Source organism: Sphingobacterium sp. JUb56 (assembly GCF_014191365.1).
Classification (GTDB): domain Bacteria; phylum Bacteroidota; class Bacteroidia; order Sphingobacteriales; family Sphingobacteriaceae; genus Sphingobacterium; species Sphingobacterium anhuiense.
Genome location: NZ_JACHWL010000001.1, coordinates 4,300,834 through 4,322,551, shown reverse-complemented (window position 1 = coordinate 4,322,551; position 21,718 = coordinate 4,300,834). Strand labels below are relative to the sequence as shown.

At 35.6% G+C, this 21,718-nt stretch carries 16 protein-coding genes; 12 read left to right on the top strand and 4 right to left on the bottom strand.

Annotated elements, in window-relative coordinates; all coding sequences use genetic code 11:
- Positions 1-3: 3 nt before the first annotated feature.
- From FHR29_RS18365 to FHR29_RS18310, 12 genes are all read left to right on the top strand, one after another.
- The gene (locus tag FHR29_RS18365) at positions 4-1,506 is read left to right on the top strand and encodes a RagB/SusD family nutrient uptake outer membrane protein (RefSeq protein ID WP_183916225.1); all 1,503 of its coding nucleotides are present in this window, start codon (positions 4-6) and stop codon (positions 1,504-1,506) included.
- 14 nt (positions 1,507-1,520) lie between these two features.
- A complete protein-coding gene (locus FHR29_RS18360) occupies positions 1,521-2,255 on the top strand; it encodes a fasciclin domain-containing protein (protein WP_183916223.1) in 735 nt (244 codons plus the stop codon).
- Positions 2,256-2,271: 16 nt separating this feature from the next.
- A complete protein-coding gene (locus tag FHR29_RS18355; RefSeq protein WP_183916222.1) occupies positions 2,272-3,867 on the top strand; it encodes a DUF5008 domain-containing protein in 1,596 nt (531 codons plus the stop codon).
- 20 nt (positions 3,868-3,887) lie between these two features.
- Positions 3,888-5,612, top strand: a complete 1,725-nt coding sequence (locus tag FHR29_RS18350) for a LamG-like jellyroll fold domain-containing protein (protein WP_183916220.1) — start codon at positions 3,888-3,890, stop codon at positions 5,610-5,612.
- Between the two features lie 18 nt (positions 5,613-5,630).
- Entirely contained in the window at positions 5,631-7,634 is a 2,004-nt protein-coding gene (locus FHR29_RS18345) for a M60 family metallopeptidase (protein ID WP_183916218.1), read from the top strand.
- A 9-nt stretch (positions 7,635-7,643) separates the two neighbouring features.
- Positions 7,644-9,407: an alkaline phosphatase family protein gene (locus FHR29_RS18340; RefSeq protein WP_183916216.1), complete on the top strand. Its 1,764-nt coding sequence runs from the start codon at positions 7,644-7,646 to the stop codon at positions 9,405-9,407.
- A gap of 16 nt (positions 9,408-9,423) precedes the next feature.
- The gene (locus FHR29_RS18335) at positions 9,424-10,821 is read left to right on the top strand and encodes a discoidin domain-containing protein (RefSeq protein ID WP_183916214.1); all 1,398 of its coding nucleotides are present in this window, start codon (positions 9,424-9,426) and stop codon (positions 10,819-10,821) included.
- A 479-nt stretch (positions 10,822-11,300) separates the two neighbouring features.
- Complete coding sequence (locus FHR29_RS18330; RefSeq protein WP_183916212.1) at positions 11,301-12,653, top strand: hypothetical protein; 1,353 nt, start codon at positions 11,301-11,303, stop codon at positions 12,651-12,653.
- A 20-nt stretch (positions 12,654-12,673) separates the two neighbouring features.
- Complete coding sequence (locus tag FHR29_RS18325; RefSeq protein WP_183916211.1) at positions 12,674-13,519, top strand: hypothetical protein; 846 nt, start codon at positions 12,674-12,676, stop codon at positions 13,517-13,519.
- Between the two features lie 31 nt (positions 13,520-13,550).
- Positions 13,551-14,747, top strand: coding sequence for a glycosyltransferase family A protein (locus FHR29_RS18320; protein WP_183916209.1), 1,197 nt, complete (start codon positions 13,551-13,553; stop codon positions 14,745-14,747).
- Between the two features lie 56 nt (positions 14,748-14,803).
- Complete coding sequence (locus FHR29_RS18315) at positions 14,804-15,109, top strand: TIGR04149 family rSAM-modified RiPP (protein ID WP_183916207.1); 306 nt, start codon at positions 14,804-14,806, stop codon at positions 15,107-15,109.
- Positions 15,110-15,216: 107 nt separating this feature from the next.
- A complete protein-coding gene (locus tag FHR29_RS18310; RefSeq protein ID WP_183916205.1) occupies positions 15,217-15,540 on the top strand; it encodes a hypothetical protein in 324 nt (107 codons plus the stop codon).
- Between the two features lie 153 nt (positions 15,541-15,693).
- On the opposite strand, the gene FHR29_RS18305 is transcribed toward FHR29_RS18310, so the two are convergent.
- The 4 genes from FHR29_RS18305 to hemB all read right to left on the bottom strand — a co-directional run bounded on the left by FHR29_RS18305 (position 15,694) and on the right by hemB (position 21,678).
- Positions 15,694-18,051 carry a hypothetical protein gene (locus tag FHR29_RS18305; protein WP_183916203.1) on the bottom strand — a complete coding sequence of 786 codons (2,358 nt, stop codon included), beginning with the start codon at positions 18,049-18,051 and terminating at the stop codon, positions 15,694-15,696.
- Positions 18,052-18,316: 265 nt separating this feature from the next.
- The gene (locus FHR29_RS18300) at positions 18,317-19,138 is read right to left on the bottom strand and encodes a hypothetical protein (RefSeq protein ID WP_183916201.1); all 822 of its coding nucleotides are present in this window, start codon (positions 19,136-19,138) and stop codon (positions 18,317-18,319) included.
- A gap of 60 nt (positions 19,139-19,198) precedes the next feature.
- Positions 19,199-20,530 carry a glutamate-1-semialdehyde 2,1-aminomutase gene (hemL, locus tag FHR29_RS18295; protein ID WP_132843616.1) on the bottom strand — a complete coding sequence of 444 codons (1,332 nt, stop codon included), beginning with the start codon at positions 20,528-20,530 and terminating at the stop codon, positions 19,199-19,201.
- A 176-nt stretch (positions 20,531-20,706) separates the two neighbouring features.
- Positions 20,707-21,678: a porphobilinogen synthase gene (gene hemB / locus FHR29_RS18290; RefSeq protein WP_183916199.1), complete on the bottom strand. Its 972-nt coding sequence runs from the start codon at positions 21,676-21,678 to the stop codon at positions 20,707-20,709.
- Positions 21,679-21,718 lie beyond the last annotated feature (40 nt).

The window sequence follows — 21,718 nt, the reverse complement described above, 5'->3', positions numbered from 1 at the left end:
ATCATGAAAAGAACGTTAATATATACATTATTACTGGGAGCAAGCTTAAGCTTGTCTTCCTGTGGTAAAGATTTTTTAAACATTACGCAGATCGACCGATTGACTGGTAATAACTATTGGACAAACAAAGGCGATGTCGATCAATATATGGGGGGTATTTATTCCACATTTAGAGAGGCCACAATGACTAATATTTTTTTTCCAGCCTCAGGTGATTTACGCTGCGCTCCTATCAGTAGGACAAGTGCTACTTCAGGACCAGGGAGGGATTATATTTCATTATTGAGACAGAATAACCTCAATATGCTTTTTGCTCGTCAGGCTGATTTTTCTTATTTTGGGTTTCCACAAATTACCAAGTGGAATGAATTCTATAAAATGGTTCAAAATTCCAATATTGTAATCTATCAATTGGAAAATAAGGATATGCCATTTTTATCTGAAGCTCAGAAAAATGCCTATAAAGCAGAAGCAATTTTTATGCGCTCTTTAGCCTATTTCTTTATGGTACGTTTATATGGTGATATACCTTACTATACCACTGTCAATACCGATCCATTGCCTCGTACGAATATGCTTACGGTTCTAAAAAACATTTCAGCAGACCTTGATGCATCTTATAAGGAATTACCTTGGACTTACGATGATCCTTCAGTGGTTGCAGTAAAAGCAATGAGAGGAAGTGCAATAGCTTTAAATATGCATATCAATATGTGGATCGCCGGATTTACAAATGAAGATAAAGCGCCATATTATGAAAAGGTAGCAGCTCAAGGTAAAGAATTGATGGAAGAAAATGAAGGCGCTTATGCTTTGTTGGAACTATCTCGTACAAGAGAGATATTTAAAGGCCGTACAAAAGAAGGATTATTCGAGATTGTTCAAAATTTCAATTATGGTGAAAGCTTTCACTTATCAGCTTCTTATTCCGATTATGTGTTACACGCACCAAATAAGGTCACCGAAAAATCGTATATCTACTATGAATCTAAGTTTATGGAAAAAATGTATCCACCATCTGAACAGGATTTAAGAAAGACCTTTTGGTTTGATGAAGATATCTATGCTACAAATGGTGATTTCCAATGTCTAAAATTTGCCAATGTATTTATGGAAGAAGGAGAAGATAATAATCCCGATGATAACCAGATGATTTTCCGTTATTCAGATCCTATTCTATTACGTGCCGAAGCATTAGCTGAGTTGAATCGTGATGATGATGCACGTACAGTCGTAAATGTCATCCGTAAGCGGGCCGAAGCGACTGATATAACAGATAGTGGAGAGGATTTAAAAGATGCTATTTGGTGGGAGCGTGTGCGTGAATTGCTTGGAGAAGGTAATTTTTATTATGATTTGGTGCGTACTAAAAAAGTTTTGAATTCTGAATATACGACCGCAACAATGTCGGTAGCAGCGTTTAATTCTGGTGGCTGGACGTGGCCGATTGATAAAGCGGCTCTGATAAACAATCCATTTATGAAATTAAATAATTATTGGAACTAAAGGGGGGACTTAAGATGAAGAATAAATTAAGAATAGGATTGTTATTTTTACTTATAGGACTGATTTTTAGTGCCTGTAAGAAAGAAGACTACATGGATACAGGTATCCATGATCCAAAGTATAACGGAACCATATGGCAATATCTGGAAAGCAGACCAGACTTATTTGATACTTTGTCAGTAGCACTGAAGATCGCGAAATTGGATGAAGTCTTGAAAAATGAAGAAGTGACCTTTTTTGCACCTGCCAATGCATCTATATTGAAATCCATTTGGTCATTGAATCAAACTTTAATGCGTACAGGACAGGATTCTATCACTCGTTTAGATCAAATAAAACCGCAGGTTTGGCGTAAATATTTGGCACGTTATATTGTGAAAGGTAAAAGTTTAGCAAAAGACTTTATACAGTTAGATACCATGAAGTTGGACTCTTATCCAGGAGGTGTTTACAAAAACTATGATGGTGCAGAAATGAATATTGGTGTAATTTACAATGATATCAGAGCAAGTGACAATCAGCTTATTAAATACGCGGGTTATAGGCAGTTGTATTTTAACTACCCATATACTATCCCAGGAACAGAAGCATTTCTTTTACCATTTATTACAGCACCAGTTGCGACTTCAGATATCCAGCCGACCAATGGTGTATTGCATGTGCTTCAATTTTCGCAACATGCACTTGGATTCCGTAAGTCTTTGTTTGTAGAAGATGCTATAAACGAAGGAATTATACAAAAAAATTGATTTGACTGAATTTATCATGAAAAGACTAACATTGAAAACGATTTGGCACGTAACTGTAATTTTTATGGTTGCTGTTACGTCATGTTCGAAAGATATCGCGCTAGGGACAGACCCTTATGCGGGCGGAAAGGGCTCCTTGGGAATAGGTTTTTATGCCGATTACGCTGAACCGGGAATCGCAAAACCAGGTGAACTAGTGGATTTCTATGTCAAAGGCATTAAACCATTTCTCGGAAATATCGATTTCTCTATTAACGATACAAAAGTAGAGGTCGTAGCGGCCAAAGATTCGTTGGTTACGATTCGCGTTCCTGAAGAAATTTCTTCAGGAAATGCGAAGATCATTGTAGATGGACAGGTATTTTACGGACCAAGATTGGAAATTGAAGGAGATGCCTCTTTAGATGAAAATTACGGCATAGTCAATGGATTCCGTTCAAGTGTATACGATATTCTGCCCAATGCAGGAGGTTTTATTGTAACAGGAGCATTCTATGATTTTGAAAATGAATCCGTTGATAAGAAAGTGTTTCGCAATGGCATACATTTTATCGGTGTCGATGGAAAAACGTCCTCTGCCATGGATAAATTTGGTGAAGGCGCGACTGGAGGAACCATCAATTCAATTACCAAAATGACTGATGGGAAGTTTATCTTAGGGGGAGGCTTTGGAATTTATAATAAAAGAGCAGTCAATAACATCACTCGGATAAATGCTGATGGATCTATAGATAGTATGGTAGTGGATGTAATCAATACCACAACCAATCCTAAAAACTCCTTTGACACCGTTTCTACTTTTAACGGTGGGCTGCTAGGTGGTTCTGCGATCAAAGTATTTGGTGTATCGGATAATAAAGTATTGGCGATTGGTAATTTTCAAGCACATTACAAAATAGACTATACCTATTCTTCTAGAACTAATAAGAGGTTAATTTATACAGAGGCTAAGCATGTCATTCGTATGAAAGCAGACGGATCATTGGATTCGGCATTCGCCTTAAAAAATTTAGGTGCAAATGGTAGAATTACCAATGCAGCATTGATCGACAATGACCGTGTCGTTGTTATAGGTACTTTTACAACCTACAACGGAAAGCAAGCTCCAGGTATTGTTTGTCTTAAGTCTGACGGTTCTGTTGACCCTTCTTTCAATTTAACGGGAACCATAGATCGCATTATCAGTATAAGCTATAATACGCAATTGAAAAAAATAGCAATAGCAGGTGTTTTTAAAGGATTAGGAGCTAGTGGTAAAGTTAACGGTGTGGCGCTTATCAATACAGATGGCTCGGTGGATGAGCAGTTTGTTCTACAAAACATTGGTACAGGAATTCCTGTTTATGCCCAAGTTTTGAACAATGGCCGTGTAGTTGTTAATGGAACTATTGAGACCTATAATAATATTCGTAGATCAAATTTATTGATATTGGAAAATGATGGTTCTTTGCTACAGCGATACAATAGTCAAGCGCCTTTTGCAGGAGTAATTAATAAAATCGTTGAAACAAAATCATCGTTAGGCTTGCCGGCATTATTAGTAGGTGGTAGCATTTATCAATATGGTAAAAAGAACGTTGGTAACTTTTTCCGATTAGAAATTAAAGATTAACCTCTTAAAAGAACAAAAATATGAATAAGTATATTCACATATTTAAAAACATAACATACGGCATAGGAGGCATGTTGCTCCTCGTATCCTGTAACAAAGATTTTCCTAATTTGCTTCAAAATTTTAATGAGGCAAAGGATAGTCCTGAGAATAGGGATAAAGTGTTGATGGTTATTGTGGACGGGTTGGCAGGACCAGCGGTCCAAGCTATTGAACCAACAAATTTGATCGAAATGACACGTAATGGAATGGTGTCATACGGTAGTTTGGCAGATCCAACCACAGATTTCCAGATGACAAATGCTTCAGTAGCATCGTCCTTATTGACGGGAGTGTATGCGAACAAAAATAAGGTAGTTTCAAATGATCTGTCAACTTTGGATGCAGCAACATACCCGACCATGTTCAGCAGGTTAAAATCAACAAATAAGGCATCGAGTATGTATACCTCTTCTGCAGATTATACAACTTTTTTAGGCAAAGATGCGCATGTTGAAACCGTCGTAAATGATGAAGCAGTTGTTGCAGCTGCTGTTAAAGGATTAGAAGCTGATAGTGCAGATCTAAATGTTGTCCATCTGACAGATGTAGAGCAGGCAGGCGCAAGTTCGGAGTATAGTGATGAGTCAACAGTTTATGTTGATGCGGTCAATAAGCTAGATAAACAAGTGCTGCAGTTGGTCAATACGATCAAAACACGCAAATCTTATAGCAATGAAAACTGGTTAGTTGTTGTTACTTCAGGAAAAGGAGGCGATTCTAAAGCTCCTGTTACTGATTTTACAGCCTTTGGAGATAGCAAAAGAAATACCTACACACTGATGTTCTCACCCAAGTTCTCGAGAAAGGTTTTACCGAGACCTAGCGCAAAAGATATTCCTTTTGTTGGTGCGGCAACAAGGTATAGTTACTCTGCAAGTGGTAAAGTAACTGCATCTCTAGCGGATGTAAATAAGTTTAATTTGAGTACAAGCGAAGATTGGACCATTACATTTTTTGCGAAGCACAATGTGGCAAATTCAGGTTATAACTACGCAACTTTTTTAGCAAAACGTTCAAAAGGATTTAGTGGTAATGGTTGGAATATTTTTTCAGAAGGCGGAGGTTGGGGCTTCAATAGTTCTTTTGCTGACCAAACATTTGGCACATATATAAATGATGGCGAATGGCATGCTTTGACTGTAGTTATCAAAAGAAGTGGTACTCAGGATTCTATTTACACATATACTGATGGTACTAAAGCTGCTATAGCGGGTAAAATCTCGCAAAATTCGATCAAGAATAGCAATACAGATAATACTAACCCTTTTACTATAGGGTACACAGTTGGGGATGGTGATAATTTAGACCTCTCTATGTGTAATGTTCAAATTTATAATCGTGCCTTTACCTTCGACGAAGTAAAACAGTACGGCGGTGTCACAAATATAGATGAGAAATTTCCTTTCTGGAATAATCTGCAAGGTTATTGGCCTGGCTATGATGATGTCAATACCAATAAGTTAACAGAGAAAACAGGTAAAGGAGCAGGCAATTTTGAACTTAAAGGACCTGTATCTTGGGTGAGCTTTAATGAATTGGTACCTTTCTTTCAACCACCTATTAGCGATGCTTTTTTCCGTCAGGTGCCCAATGCTGTTGACGTTCCATTTATGATTTATCAATGGCTTGGCGTTTCGGTAGAATCTGCTTGGAAATTAGATGGAAAGAGCTGGAGCCCTAATTATGCGCAAATAAGAAATTAATCAATAGAATTGACCATTATGAATAAGAGATATATAATCATCGGCCTTCTGACAGGGATCATAGCCTTAGCTTCCTCTTGTGGCAAGGAAGGTTTTGATTTTAAAGATGGCTATCAAAAAGGGGAGGATACTGAATCCCCAATTTTAACAGATACGACAATGGGTAAAGCCGATAAAAGCTTATACCACAAAGCACGTATTTATCCAGGGTTGGTTGGAGAGACTGTCAAGAGAATTAAAGATACCACCATATCTTTATTGATGGACAAGGAGTATATCAGTGCTTTCAAATATAAAGTAAGTTATGTTCCCCCCCCAATATACAGTACAGGACTTTACGCACCTGCTGGAGAGGTAGTTCGTATTACAGTTCCTGCTGGCGTCATTGGTTTAACGGTTCAAGTTGGTGTGCATACGGACAACCTTGCAGGCAAGGATGCGCCTAGAAGAGATAATATTATTTATACGCGCAAAGAGCTTTTCCCGGGTAACAATTATGTTGGCAATTTATATGGTGGAACTATCTGGATTATTAGTTCATTTCAAAGTCCTAATCCGGTTGATTTAAAAGTTGCCGGAGCAGTTAAAGCAACTGATTTTGTTTTAGGGAAAATGTCTGTTGCAGATTGGCAAAAGCAAGTGTTAGCCAACGATGTCCCTTGGATGGATTTAATAGGTAAGCGCACAGCATTTACAGTTCCACGATCATTAGTAGTCAGATTTCTTCAATCAGGCAGAATGGATCATGTTGATCAAGCCTTGCAACTTTGGGATGAATCTTACGAAAAAGATTATTACAATTGGATGGGGTTAACGCCAAATGCTGTCAATCCGATAAACCGGTACCCAAGTTTGTGGGAACGTGGTGTGATGGATATCCATCCTTCTGCAGGTTATGCACATAGTGGCAATCCTTGGATCATGCAAGAAGATGAATATTGGTTAGATGAATTGACCAATCCAACAACCATTAAAAAAGGAACTTCATGGGGTTCGTATCATGAGGTAGGGCACAATTATCAAGCAGGTAACTCTTGGAGTTGGCAGGATCTAGGCGAAACGACCAATAACTTATTCATCTTTAATGCGGCACGCAATCGTGGAGAAACTAATCGTACTGATTTTCATCCAGCATTGAAGGAAACAATACCTCTTGCATTAGCATATGCTAAATCAACTGGAGCTAAAAGTTTTTCTAATTTTCCTGCAGGATCTGGACTTAATGAAGATAATGCGCCTTTCGCGCGTATTACACCGTTCTTACAGATATTTGATAAAGTTAAAGGTAAAAAAGCAGAGGCAGGATGGGACTTTTTCCCTTTTATTTACACAAAGGCGCGTAATGAAAATTTTACTACAGCCTTAGAACAAGCTAAAAGAGATTATTTCTATCGTCAACTCTGCGAATTCTCTGGATTGGATTATAACCGTTTCTTTATTGCCTGGGGCATCCCAGTGAGTGCCGCCGCAAAAAGAGAGATTCGAAATAAATATGCTCCAATGACGACAGCTATCTGGGAATATAATCCACTGACATTTACTGGTGGAGATACTCCTTTAGGTTCTAAGTATTATTTACCGAGTGGTACCTATGAATTTACTGCAAATGTTGCTACTGCTTCTGATGCTCCAATAAATAATATGAAAGATGGCAATAAGGATACCTTTTGGCATACCTGTTGGTCAGGTTGTAATATACCTACGACCTCTCCTGTCGAGTTAGTGATGAATATGAAAGAGATGAATGCCATTAAAGGGGTTTATATTCAAAATAGAATAAACAATACCTTCCAGACCAAGGTCATTGTTTACACCAGTACAGACAATAAAAATTGGACTGAAATGGGAACTTATCCATTAGCACAGACTGGCGAAACTACAGCGCAAAAAGCTATTGTAAGAGAATTATCCTTTTCAAAAATTGTGGAAACGCAATATGTTAAGTTGGTATTCCCAGACAAGAATCAAAGTGGTGAAAGCCATGTTGCATTAGCTGAACTTGGAGTTTTTTACGATATTTAATCTATTGTTATGAAAAGAAATTTTAACCGAATAAGAACAATTGTTTACGCATTAGGATTTTTAATGCTTTGGAGCAGTTGTACTAAATATGAAAATCCGCCTGCTGTTTATGAAGATTATGAACAAGCAGGAAATCAGGAAGTAAAAAGAAAAGTTTTATTTATTTCAATAGATGGTGCGGTGGGGCAGGAAATAAAGAAGAAGTTGCCACCAAATCTGACTAATTTACTTAAAACGAGTAAGTATACTTTTAATTCCTTGGCAGATGAAAATACGAGTGATGCCTCGTCATGGATGTCCATGATGAGTGGTGTATCTTTTTCCAATCATGGTATTGTGGATGAAAGTTATATTCCGAAACCAGATGTAAATCATCCACATGAAGATCCTGCAGGATATCCTTCTATGCTGTTTCGTATGGCAACTATCGCTCCGAGTATTAAAACGGCTGTAGTCTCCAGATCCATCGCATTAAATGATAAGTTATTAGTGAGTGCTGATGAAACTTATGATGAAAATACAGATGAAGGCATTAAAAACAAAGTGTTAGACCTTTTTGAAAAGAAAAATCATGATGTCATGATTGTTCAATTCAAAAGTGTATTAGATGCAGGAAAAGAATCTGGTTTCTCTGTTGAGAATGCTGCTTATACAGATGCACTTAATAAAGTGGATGGTTATGTTGGTAATATTTTAGATGGTTTAAAGGCTAGAAAAAACTATGCAAGTGAAGATTGGCTAGTTATCGTTACATCAAACCATGGCGGCATTGGCACATCATATGGTGGAAAGTCCGACCAAGAACGTAATACGTTTGCAATTTTTGCAAATCCTAGTTTTAAGGAGGCTGAATTAACAGGAAAAGCGATGAATTACGTTCGACTTTGGGGATATGACGGAAATGGTACAATGCCTTTAGGTGTAAGAGCTGTAAGTGATAATCTGGGCAACTCTAGTGATTATGATTTAGCGACGACTAAAGAATTGACCATATCTGCTAGATTACGATTTAATTTGAATAATACAATAATATCATCAACTCTTACACCGAATAGTTATACGTACTGGTACTCTTCATTTTTTGGAAAGGATTCAAATACCAGTACCGCTACACCGGGTTGGAATTATTATACATTTGGCAATGATCTTGAAGTTCACGTTAGTGATGGTGCAAAAGTTGCGACTTGTCGTTTTCCCAAAATTAATGGTGAGTGGTATACAATGACTACGGTTATTACAGCAATTGCTCCGGATAAGGTAAATATTAAAGTTTTTAATAATGGAACATTAGCACAAGAATCGACAACTGAGGGTATGAATATCAATAATATTAAAACAAATGATCCGTTAATTTTTGGTTATCGTCCCGCGATATCGTATGATTTGGTCGATTTTGATGCATCAGAAGTTCAAATATTTAATAAAGCCTATAAGCAAGAAGAAATACGTGATTTCACTTGCTTTTCAGGAGATTTAAGAGAATCTCCTTATGGAGCAAATTTGAAAGGTTTATGGAAAATGGGATCAACTTCATCGGGAGAGATTCAAAATGAAGTATCAGGAAAAAGTAAAATGCAGTTATCAGGAGCATTTAGTTCGAGAAGTGTATCTGAAGTAAAACCTTGTGAATTGGGTGCCAATGCTGTATTTGTTCAAAATTTAGATTTTTACACTCAAATATTCTATTGGATGGAATTACAGACACAGAAAGATTGGAAGATAGAGGGACAAGTATTTTTAAATAAGTACGAGATAGAATTTTTAAAGCCATAATAATTAGCCAATTAAGATGAAAAGAAAATTTAATTTGAATATGAGTAGAGTCCTCCTTTTTGGAGGACTGCTATTGGCTATTTCCGCTTGTAAAGAAGAAGAGTTGATTTTTCCTCCACAGGTGGGCCAAGGAACCGAAGTAACAGAAAAAAGACCGACAGCGCGGCCATCAAATTTGACATATGTATCTGCATTTAATAAAAATGTCGAGATTTATTGGCCTGAGCTAAGCGATCGCGTAGTGAAGGCACAAATTAAGTATACCGATGCTGGTACTGAGAAAGTTTTAGATGTCACTAAATTTGACACGCCTGTAATAATACCATTAAGCGAAGTCAAAGCGTATGAATTCGCTTTGCAGTATTTTACAGCTGATGGTACACCTTCTAAAGTGACAAAGACTGAATTGAGTCCGAGGCCATATGAAGCCGATTTTAAGATGAGTAGTTTGCTAGTCAATCCTGTTGCTGGAGGAGTAACATTTATTTTTCCTAAAACTTCAGAAAGAGCGATCCCAGGTACGATTTCGTATGTGCTCGATGGAAAACAAATGAAACAAGCTTTCAATGCGAATATAATGGATACTGTACGTATCCAAAACTTGTCTGATGAAACAAAGATCATCGATTTTACCGTTAATTTAAACGATGAAGTTTGGAATAGAAATTTAACTTCACAGAACCAAACCGCACCAGGTCTGTTGGTTTATAAAGCAATTTTACCCACATTGAATTATTCGTATGATGCAAATAATGTGGTATTGAATTGGGTAAATAATACCGGTGATCCTATTGATGTAACCTATACGTTTGATATTGCTGGTGATATTAAAACAGCAAATGTTATTGGTAGTACTGCCGCGGCAGGTTCACTGAAACTTGATGTTGCAGGTAGAGGGGGAGTAATGAAAGCAACGGTCGCTAGTGAAGGTGGTATTTCTACTGAACAAATATTTGATATTTATGCTCCGATTGATAGAAGTGCTTGGTCAGCAGAGGTTTCTTCTATCGAAACAAATGAAGGTGCAGCAAATGGAAAAGCATCTTCTTTAATTGATGGTGATATTAATACCTATTGGCATTCGACTTGGTCATCTGGCAGTTTTAACTATCCACATTGGTTTGTTGTGAATTTAGGTAAAGAAGAAATGCTTTCTAAAATTGGAATGATCAGAAGACACAATAATACCACTGGAGGTTTTAAAACCTTTAATATTGAAGTTTCATTGAATGGCACCTCTTGGACAATGGTATCACAAAATCTGACGTTTAATTCTGAAGTAGCTACAGCAACGTGGCAGGATTTTGTGATAACGCCTGTAAACGCACGATATGTAAGAATTACAATGACAGCTCCTTATAGAGTAGGGGCGACAAGTACGCATTTGGCCGAATTTAGAGCGTATAGAAAATAAGTAAACTTTTTAAATAAAAAGTAGGGGAATAAACCAATTATTTCCCCTGCTTTTCTTATAACCATTTCGGATATTCCGAAGCAGTAAACCTTAAGAATAAATCTCTTATTAGAATCGATTGCTACCTTCATGAGGTGATTGTTTTCCAATAAGATATTTTTATTTTTTCATACTTAATATATCGTATCAGATACTGTTTAGTATTCTAGATTGACATTAGCTGTTCCTTTCGCTTTAATTTTATGCTTTTACGGTTTTAATTTTAATTTCTTAAATATTTTATAATGTAATTTTTGATAAATGATCTTCAATTTTTTTATAAGTAAAAATTTATGATTTATCTCTCAGCACAACCCTTTACGACCTATTTTATTTGGCAATTAGAAATCCAGCTCAGGAATTTTAAATCATTGGGTATAAAAAAGGAAAACATTCATGTTCTTTTTGCGTATTCAAAAACAATTAATGATGATCAAGAAATGGATCAATTTGTGCACGAAAATCAACATCTTGCCTGTTTCTTCTTTTACGAAGATTTGAGAGAAAATTCTAAATACACTTCTTCCATTCGCCCTCATATTCTTAAGAAACATTTTCTCAATAACCCAGAATTAGAACAAGAAATTTTCTTTTATCATGACTCTGATATCCTATTTTCCCGTGTTCCACAAATTGTAGATGTAGAAATAAATGATATATGCTATGTATCTGATACTAGAAATTATCTGGATATAAATTATATCAGAAAATGTAGCTCTGAAAAATTATTGGATGATATGTTGGCTGTGGTTGGGTTGGACAAGAAAAAATTGGAAGCAGAAAATCATCATTCGGGCGGAGCACAGTATGTACTAAAAGGAATCACTGCTAGTTTTTGGGATAAAATTGAGCGGGATTCTGAATCCCTATTTGTTTTGATGAAAGGCTTTAATGTTAAATTATGGGAACAAGAATATCCAAAGAACAGGATATATAGAAGTCGAACTAACGGAATTCAGGCATGGTGTGCTGATATGTGGGCAGTTTTATGGAATCTTTGGCTTTTAGATTTAAAAGTTGAAATTCACACTGAAATGAATTTTTCTTGGCCTTATAGCCCGATAGAGGAGTGGTCAAAGGTTGCTATTCAGCATTATTCTGGTGATATGAAAGGTAAGGATAAGTATTTCAACAAAGTAAAATATTTGAACTACAGCCCTTGGTACGATGACGAGCTTGATGTAATTCCACAAGATAATTGTAGTTATGAAATTGTCAATTGCATCAGGGATAGAAGAGCGGAGTTGGAAAAGGGTCGAGCAACCTGTTTTGAAGATACATTAATAATACTTGAGGCAGGTATTCTTAATGAGGATGTATTATATGCTTTTCATATCAATAAGAAATATATTCAAAAATATCTTGATGTTGCGGTAATCCTTATTGTTAATGATTTGGAAATTAGTAACAAAACGAAGTTTATTTACAACAGATTTTCCTTATTGAGCGACTCACTTATGCTAGATCAGTATGCCCATTTTATCACCTATTCTGTTAAACAGATAATGAAAATCGAATTTTTACTAGAGCTTTTAAATCACAAACGGTCAGAGATGGGATTCAAATATTTTACGAAATTTCATTATCAAGTTGACGCCTTATTCAGAGAGACTTTTATGAAAATGATGGAAATAGAATTATTTGATAGAAATAAAGGAAAATTTAATCAGACAGATACTCAGCATTCGGTTAACGTTATTCCTGTTTCGAAGTTAAGAACATTTTACAATCATTCTCCCTCTTATGCTGGTATTGAAAAAGAGTTTCATCACGAAATTTATGAACTGATTTAGATCAATTTTTTATGCTAGATGTGAAGAAAAAAAATGTATTTGGAATACTTTATAATGCCCTTTATCTGCAAAATAAGGATGAAGTTGAGATTGATTTGGACGCTTTAATGTTAGTTGCCATTGAACAGGATGATTATTCTTTTGATTGTGGGCTTCTAGGTCTTGGATGGCTTATCACATTTCTAGTGCAACTTGAATATTTTGAACTAGACGTCGAGGAAGTGTTGTACGATTTTGATGACAATATGTATAAGCTCGCAATGAAAGCAATTGCAGATCGCGAATCCCAAATCGATCACCTATTTGAACTGATCGTATACTTTCAACAGAGATTGCAGAGTAAGATCAATTATAATAATTTTTATCGAAGATTTTCTTTGTATGAATGTTTAAGGTTGTTAATTGAAAAATTGACTAAAACAATTTCAGAAGATCAAATTTCAATTTTTCAGCTGTCAAAGGTTTCCTGTAAAATGAGTTATTTGATTAAAACCTGCTTAAATGAAAGAGAAATTGAAGTCATTTATTATGATCAGATGGAGTTTTTGATTTCTTGTTTCGAAAAAAAATCGCATTTAACAGAGCTAGAAACTCAAGCACTGTGTTATACGCTCCTGAGTGCAAATCAGTATAAAAATCCATTTTGGGAGATGAGACTAGAACATGTTTTACATTCCAAAGGAGCATTAAGTGAAGAAGTTCGTTTTTTGATTGGTCTTAATGATATCGGATTTAATGAGAAAATAGATATTTCCACCTTAGGTTTTACCGGAATAATTGAAAAAGATCAATTGTTATTTTTTGTTGCAACAAATGTTGCAAAAATACATGCTGAATCAATTTTAAATTCACCCATTCAAGCGTAAACATGACTGACCATCAAAATCTTTTATATTTATGACAGCAATATTTCCATTAAGTGATGACTTAAATAATAAATCTGATTGTTTTTCTGAAGATTTATCCCATGAAATAGCAACTACGCCCTTTCATAAATTATTAAACGCGATTGAATTAGCAAAAAGAGCTGATGAAGATATATTGTATTTTAGTTTTGAAGAATTTCAGTTAGATATAGATGAAAGTACATTAGAAGAAATAATCATAGAGGTTGCTGAGAAGAAAATATATTTTCTGTATGTAGATGTAGATTACGACGAGAAAATGCCTATTAATGAAAGACTATCTGTTATCTCCTCAATTCATGGGGTCAGATCTTTTATCCTTCTACGACCTATTTTTAATTATATTACCGAAATCCTGTCTTTCCATAATATTGATAATGTTGGAGAACTGGATTTCTTCAAAATTATAGCTCCGCACAATTTTTTAATAGATGTAAAAAGTAATTGGATTTTACCAGAAAGTAAAATCCATGTTATTTCCCCATTTAGGAATGTTGAAAAATACATATTGGAATGTTATAACTCTATTATTGAGCAAAAGTATACTAATTTTCATATTCATTTTATTAACGATAACTCGGATGATTTGGGGGGGATGTTAATTCCTATTCATACTCATGTAAGTGTAAAGGAAAATGATGTACGTAAATATGCTTTATTAAATATAATTGAAACACTATGCGAGAAGGAATTTGATGATGAGGATATTATTTGTATTGTAGATGGAGATGATAAGTTTCCCCATGACGCTGTATTCTCAATTGTTAACTCCTGTTATAAATCATTTGATTGTTTGATGACTTATGGAAGTCTGGCACATTATAATAAAATTCGTAAACACGGTGGTGTTTATGAAGCAATAGACTTTGAAAATATCAGAAATGCATATTGGCATTATTTTCCACTACGAACATTTAAATACAAAGTCTTTAGAGAGTTTCTAAAGCAAGATCCTCATCTAAATCAGATAAAACGTTCGGACGGTAGTTTTTTGGAGATGCCTTATGATATGGCTTTGTTTTTTAATCTTCTAGAAATAACAGGATACCATAGGTTACATTTTATAGATACGATTATGTATGAGTATAGAGGGCATCCGAATAACGACTTTAATACCAATGGAAAGCTTCAAAAACAGGGAGAAAATGAGGTTCGGAGCAAGGGATCGTTAATTAGAAAAGAATTTTAATCCTAGGATTCTCGGGATAATGTGAGGATCAAAATTAATTATTTATAAACCAAAAAATGATGAAAAAGATTTCATTAAAAAAATTGAACCTACAAGATGTAGAGCAACTTTCAAGAGAGCAGTTAAAAAATGTATTGGGTGGTTATTCCGGAGGAACAACAGCACCAGGTCCACCAGACGATCCTACTACGACCATGCCAAATGATGATACAGGTAACCCACCTGCTGGTTGTAAGATTTGGGGAGGAATCCATGGGGGACAGTCTGGTCAAACTTATTACGGTATATGTACAAATAAAGGGTTTGGTGAAATATGCTTAGATGAAGCAAATAATGTTTACCAACATGGTTGTATTTATTAACCGCTATTTTGATATAGTGGTACTTGTTTAAAATGTTTAAATATGCATTCTCCTATTGAAGCTCGGAAATAAGTGAGTCTCATTTTAATAAATTATAAACCAAAAAAATGATGAAAAAGATTTCGTTAAAAAAATTGAATCTACAAGATGTAGAGCAGCTGTCTAGGGAGCAATTAAAAAATGTATTAGGTGGTTATTCTGGAGGAACAACGGCCCCAGGTCCACCAGACGATCCTACTACAACATTACCTGAAGACAACGGCAATATAGGGAAATCCTGTATAGTATATTCTGGAATTCACGACAACCTACCTACAGGTACAACTTGGACAGGAACATGTCAACAAGCACCTTGGTATGAAACGCCTATGGAAATTTGTGCATATACTGATGGAACGGGATTTTCGAGCTATGTATACGGCTGTAATTAGTAGGTATTTGGTTGAATTTTGAGTTTATAAAAGATAATTCTAAATTCTAAAATCCAAAGCAGATGGGGACGCATATTTTTTACATGCGTCCCCTTTGTTTTATTATTATTTCACACATTCATTTAGAATAATAAATCATAGGTTTAAAGTGAGCTATTTAAATATTTTCCTGTAATAGATCAGTTGTCCATTGTCACTCAGTCCTTGTATCGTTAAGCAGAAACCATTTGCTTTACTATTGTTGAAGAAAGTAGCTTGTGCAGTTTGTTGTTCCTGAGAGATCGTAACAAATGGATTCCAGTACAAGGTCAGGCGCTCATCGTATCCAGAAGAGAATTTCTTAGCAACATTTTCATAGACAACAGCTTTATATTGTTTGATCGGCATGTAGCCCATTACGGTTTGTTCATCAACCGCTTTGCCAATTTCTTTATCTACTTCATTTGGTGAATATTGATAGATCAATACCGTAGGCCTACCTTTTGCTAAAGAGAATGTACTATAAAACTTGATATAAGGAAAGTTGGAAATATCTTCTTTTAAGAAAGAAATATTTTCATCATAATATTTATCTGCCTTAATGTTAGAAATTGAATCAGTACTTAATTGCGGTATATATCGACCATTTAAATAAACCTCAAATTTTCTAGAACGTATATTGTTAAATAAATAATCTTCCAAAATTTGTGATCTCTTTAACACTGTGCTGTCCAATAGTGGAACAAGAATTTGATCAGGTTTCATGTTACTAGGTATGCCCACAGTATAGAATCTACGTTCTAAACGATCAATTTCACGCTGCTTACGACTTCTGGTGATGGTAACGGTTTGCAATACTCTTTTGCCAGATGGATTTATTGTATAATTTGGCTTGATAATATTCTCTTTGTTCTTCCATAGATTAGAGGAGATAAAAGACTGATAACCTGTTGGAATTTGGAAAGGACGGTCAAAAATAACAGGATTAAAAAACACGTATTTTATATGGAAAGGTTCAAATTTCAGCTTTCTATTAATTTGAACAAATTTTGTATCCATTGAATCCAGTACAATAAGATTTGGGATATTAAAACGACCTTCAGAATCAAAATCTACTTTAAGATAATTCATTTTTGATGCCATAAAATCCTGATATCCAAATGAAGCACCGCTCATTTTGGTATCTTTTCTTACAATTTCTTTGTAATCTTTATAAAAACCCGGCCAGCGATTTTTGTTCATAATGATCTGTCCCTTAAGGATAAATAAACTGTCTTTAACAATCTTTCCGTCCGAAGGACAAATCATATCAGTCCATTTTTGCGACTGGATAAATAAATCTTTGTTTATACTTTTTTCCCAAAGAGTAAGGGGCATGATCATATTTCTTTCAGTCATAGGTTGTAGGTAAAGATCGGTGAATATGTTTGTAGCACTGTCAATTGGTACATCAATGGCGACAACAGATACTGACAGATTAGCAGACTGTTCATAATTGGGAAGCTGAATTTTTAATCTATTGCCCGACTTTTCACCAGAACCACGTTCTAAAGTTACAATTGGTTCCAAGACCATAATTTTTTGACCCAGTAGATGACTACGAGTGGATAATATCTGTCCTCCCTGGTCCTTTACAACCACTTGCAGGATGCCATATTCCAAATCTTTATTTTGTAAAGGAATCGTAATTTTCTTTTCTTTTTTAAGGTGAAACTCTTGTTGAAACAGCTCACGCTTCCCTAATTTGGCAATGACAGTAACCTGTTGTTCTATCATGTTGCTCATCAGTTGTATTATTGTAGTATCCACATTAGCTCGTATACTTGCTTTAGTGCCCTCGCGAATTTCTGGAATACTATTTTTATGTTTGTGATCATCATCACTTACCCAATCAATGCTATACTTTTTGCCTTTAACAGGAATGAAAAGAATCTGTGCATATCCAGCACTGTCTGTTTCAAATGGTATTAAAGTTTGACCTTCCCATTCAACTAACTTTCCTTTTGCCATAGCAGGATAGCCCAATTCATCATAACATTGTATGATGAGCTGGTTTTCCATGTCAGATAATAGAATTCCACTTTCTGGGTACACATTTATATTATATTTTTTATCTACGGAAGGGGTAGTGGAAGTCGGTGTAGAGTCGGACATCTCTTCATTTTGTAGAATGCCTATTTTTTTGAAATAGCATCCTTGAGTTGGACAATTCATCAGCTGAGTATAGGCATTTAAATACAGTTCCTGCCCTTGATAAGATAAAGGAACTACAAAGTGACTCGCTGTAATGCCACTAGAGACAAGTGCTACCGATTGTTGATAAACCCGACCACTCTCCTCCGCGAATTTAAGGTAAAGGTTGAGTGTATTATCGGAGAGTAATCCATTGTTTGTGACATATCCTTTAAACCACACGGTATCTCCGGGAAAATAAAAATCACGATCTGTATGAATGTAGATAGCGGGGATTTGTTGTGCAAAGTTTGAGTTTATTACTGCAAAAAATAAAATAAATAGAAAAAGATGCCGCATATTATTGTTAATATTTAAGTTTAGATTGGTTATCTAAATTTAATAAATTAATCAAGAACGGGCTAAATAAATTTTATTGCATTAATAGTTGAATTGCAGCAGAATTATACTATTAAATAAATAAAGGGGGGATGAATACTTTAATTTAACCAAAAAAAGCTCAGGTAGAATATTATATCTACTTGAGCTTTTATAAATTATCGAATAACTGTAGAAGTATTTTTAGAAACTCAGAGTAATCCGAAATCTTCGATAATCCTTAAAACTATTGTGCTAATAATTTGATATCTCTTTCTACAGAAACATTGTCACCAGTAACAGCATTACCATCTTTATCCACTAGTGTCAATTTTACTTTCACATCCCCTAAAGGTAAGCCCTTGATTTCATATGGCCCCCATTTATCCAATGTGAACTGTTTACCATTCACATCCGCTAATACTTTATTGCCGTCAGTGGCTAAAGTCGTGTTGACCAAGAAAAAGTCTAACAATAATACTTTCGTATCTTCACCCTTATATTCACCTTTTGGACGGCTATAGAATAATGATGGAGCTGTAACTGCTGCATCTTGAACTACTTTTCCATCCTTGTCAATCTTAAATTTAACTAATTTAGAAGCCTCAGTTGTCTTAATTGATTCATGGTAGGAGCGAGATAAGAATGACATCAGATAATGCTCCGAATTCAGCGCTAAAGTAACCGTGTTTTCTGGTTTATATAGAGCTGCATAAGGTTTATTGTCTAATATAAAGTGAATGTGTTGACCATCATGAGAATTTGCCATATGATGCTCATGAGCAGTTTGTTCAGTAAGTTTAAAATTACTAACAGCATACTTTACAGTTACTTTTGCCGAATCCGTTCCAACCTTTTCAGATGTAATAGAGGCAATTTTCAAGTCAGCACCAGGAAATGCTTTCGAGTCCGAGACTGGTGTTACGGTTATTTCAGTACCAGCAACTGTATCAGTAGAAAGAGTAGAATCCTGTCCCGTTGTTGTTTTAGTTGCGGTATTTTGACAAGAAGCTAATGTTCCTGTGATAGCCAAAACAGCAGCAACAGACTTTAAGATATTTTTTTTCATAATTATTATTGATTGATCATTCAATAAATATAAACAGATTACTTATGAAAAAGTTCACGATTAACCGAAAACTAAATCCAATGCCGCGAAAATATGTCTTTTAGCCGTAATTAAATCTTCATCTGTATGCGCATGCGAGATAAAGCCGACCTCATAACCAGAAGGGCCAAAGTAAATACCACGATTCAGCAATTCACGATGCATTAATTTATATAATTCCATCGAATTTGGATCAATTTCGCTCGCTTTCAAAATCGCCTCTTGATCTGTAAAAGCAAACCAGAAGATCGAAGCAATCGTAAAGATTTTTACTTCATAATTCTTTTCTTCAATATAGTTTCGTATTTCAGAAACGAATGACTCCGTTTTTGCATTCAGGTTTTTATAGAAATCTGGCTGTGTTAAGACTTTACATGTGGCGATTCCGGCAGCCATTGCAACTGGATTACCTGATAATGTTCCCGCTTGGTAAACAGAACCATCAGGAGAAATACAGCTCATCAATTCTTTAGATGCCCCGTAAGCTCCAACCGGCATACCACCTCCGATAATTTTTCCATAGGTAATGATATCAGGTTGTACATCATAATAAGCGGCAGCACCTTCAAAACCTAATCGGAAACCAGTGATCACCTCATCAAAGATAAGTAAGGCTCCATTTTGTGTTGTTATCTCTCTTAAATAATGAATGTATTCTTTGGTCTGGAGTAAAAGACCATTATTGGCAGGAACCCCTTCAATAATAACAGCAGCAATCTGATCTTTAAATTGATCAAAAACTGCGGCCAACGCCTCTTTATCATTTAATGCAATGACAATGGTTTCATCAGCAAATGCTTTAGGAACGCCAGCAGAAGAAGTTTCACCAAAAGTAACCAATCCAGATCCTGCCTTTACCAAAAGAGAATCCGAATGTCCATGATAGCAACCCTCAAACTTAACAATCTTATCACGTTTCGTGTACCCTCTAGCCAAGCGGATAGCCGACATGACAGCTTCAGTACCTGAGCTTACAAAACGGATTTTTTCAATAAATCGATTGTTAGAAATAATCAATTCAGCCAGCTCATTTTCGAGAGCAGTAGGTGCTCCAAAACTTAAACCTTTGCTTAATTGTGCCGTTACTGCCTCACGAATCTGATCGTTGTTATGACCTAAAATAAGTGGACCCCAAGAACAACAAAAATCGATAAACTCATTTTCATCCGCATCCCAGATATGAGCTTTATCTCCTCTTTCAATAAATAAAGGGGTGCCATAAACAGATTTAAAGGCACGTACTGGTGAATTTACGCCACCAGGAAAATATTGTTTCGCTTTTTCAAAAAGTTGTGCCGACTTCTCCCTAGAAATATCAGCAGTTTTCGTGTGAGCGCTATTTTGTTGTGTCATATTGATTATAATTTACAGGACAAAAGTATCCAATTATTTACTAAAATCTCTCATTTCAGTGTAAGGAATAGCATAATACAAAAACACCATCTGGATGTTATCATGATGAGCACTTAGCTATAACAGATGAAGCCCAAGGATTATCCTTGGGCTTCATCTGTTATTTAATAAGTTGTTTATTTAATCCAACCTTTTTCTATAGCTTCTTTAGCATGGTACGTTAAGATTGCAGTAGCACCTGCACGACGGAAACTCATTAGAGTTTCCAATATAGCGGATTCTTGTAACCAACCATTACCAATAGCAGCTTTGATCATAGCATATTCGCCGGAGACATTGTACGCAGCAATAGGCAAATCAAAATTATCATGTAATGATTTAATGATGTCCAAATAAGGTAGACCCGGTTTTACCATTAAAAAATCAGCACCTTCTTCCAGATCTAATTGCGCTTCGATTAATGCTTCTCTGCTGTTAGCATAACTCATTTGATAACTCTTTTTGTCACCTTTTTTAGGAGCAGAACCTAAAGCATCACGGAAAGGACCATAGAATGAAGAAGCATATTTTGCTGTGTAAGACATCAATGACACATCGGTGAAACCATTTTCGTCTAGAATATTACGGATAAAGCCAATACGGCCATCCATCATATCCGAAGGAGCGATAATATCTGCACCCGCTTGCGCATGTGCTAAAGCCATTTTACCCAGAACAACTAAAGTCTCATCATTTAGGATTTCTCCATTCTCTACAATACCATCATGTCCATCTGAACTATAAGGATCCATAGCAACATCGGTAATGACACAAGCTTCAGGGAAATTTTTCTTGACCTCTTCGATTGCTTGAAGATATAGCGTACCTTCTCTGTAGCTTTCAGTTGCGAATTTATCTTTCAAAGATTCTTCGACAGCAGGAAATAAATCAAATGAATTTAATCCAAGTTTTAAACAGCTTTCAATTTCACGCAATAAGTTGTCAATCGAATAACGAAAGATACCTGGCATAGATGAAATTTCAGTTTTTTGATTTTGACCTTCTACAATAAAGAGTGGAAAGATCAAATTAGCGGTACTTAAGCGGTTTTCTTGAATCATATCGCGAATCACAGCAGATTTACGATTTCTTCTCGGACGTTGTAACATGTTATATGTATTAAAAAAGATTGGAAGAATGTTAAATTAT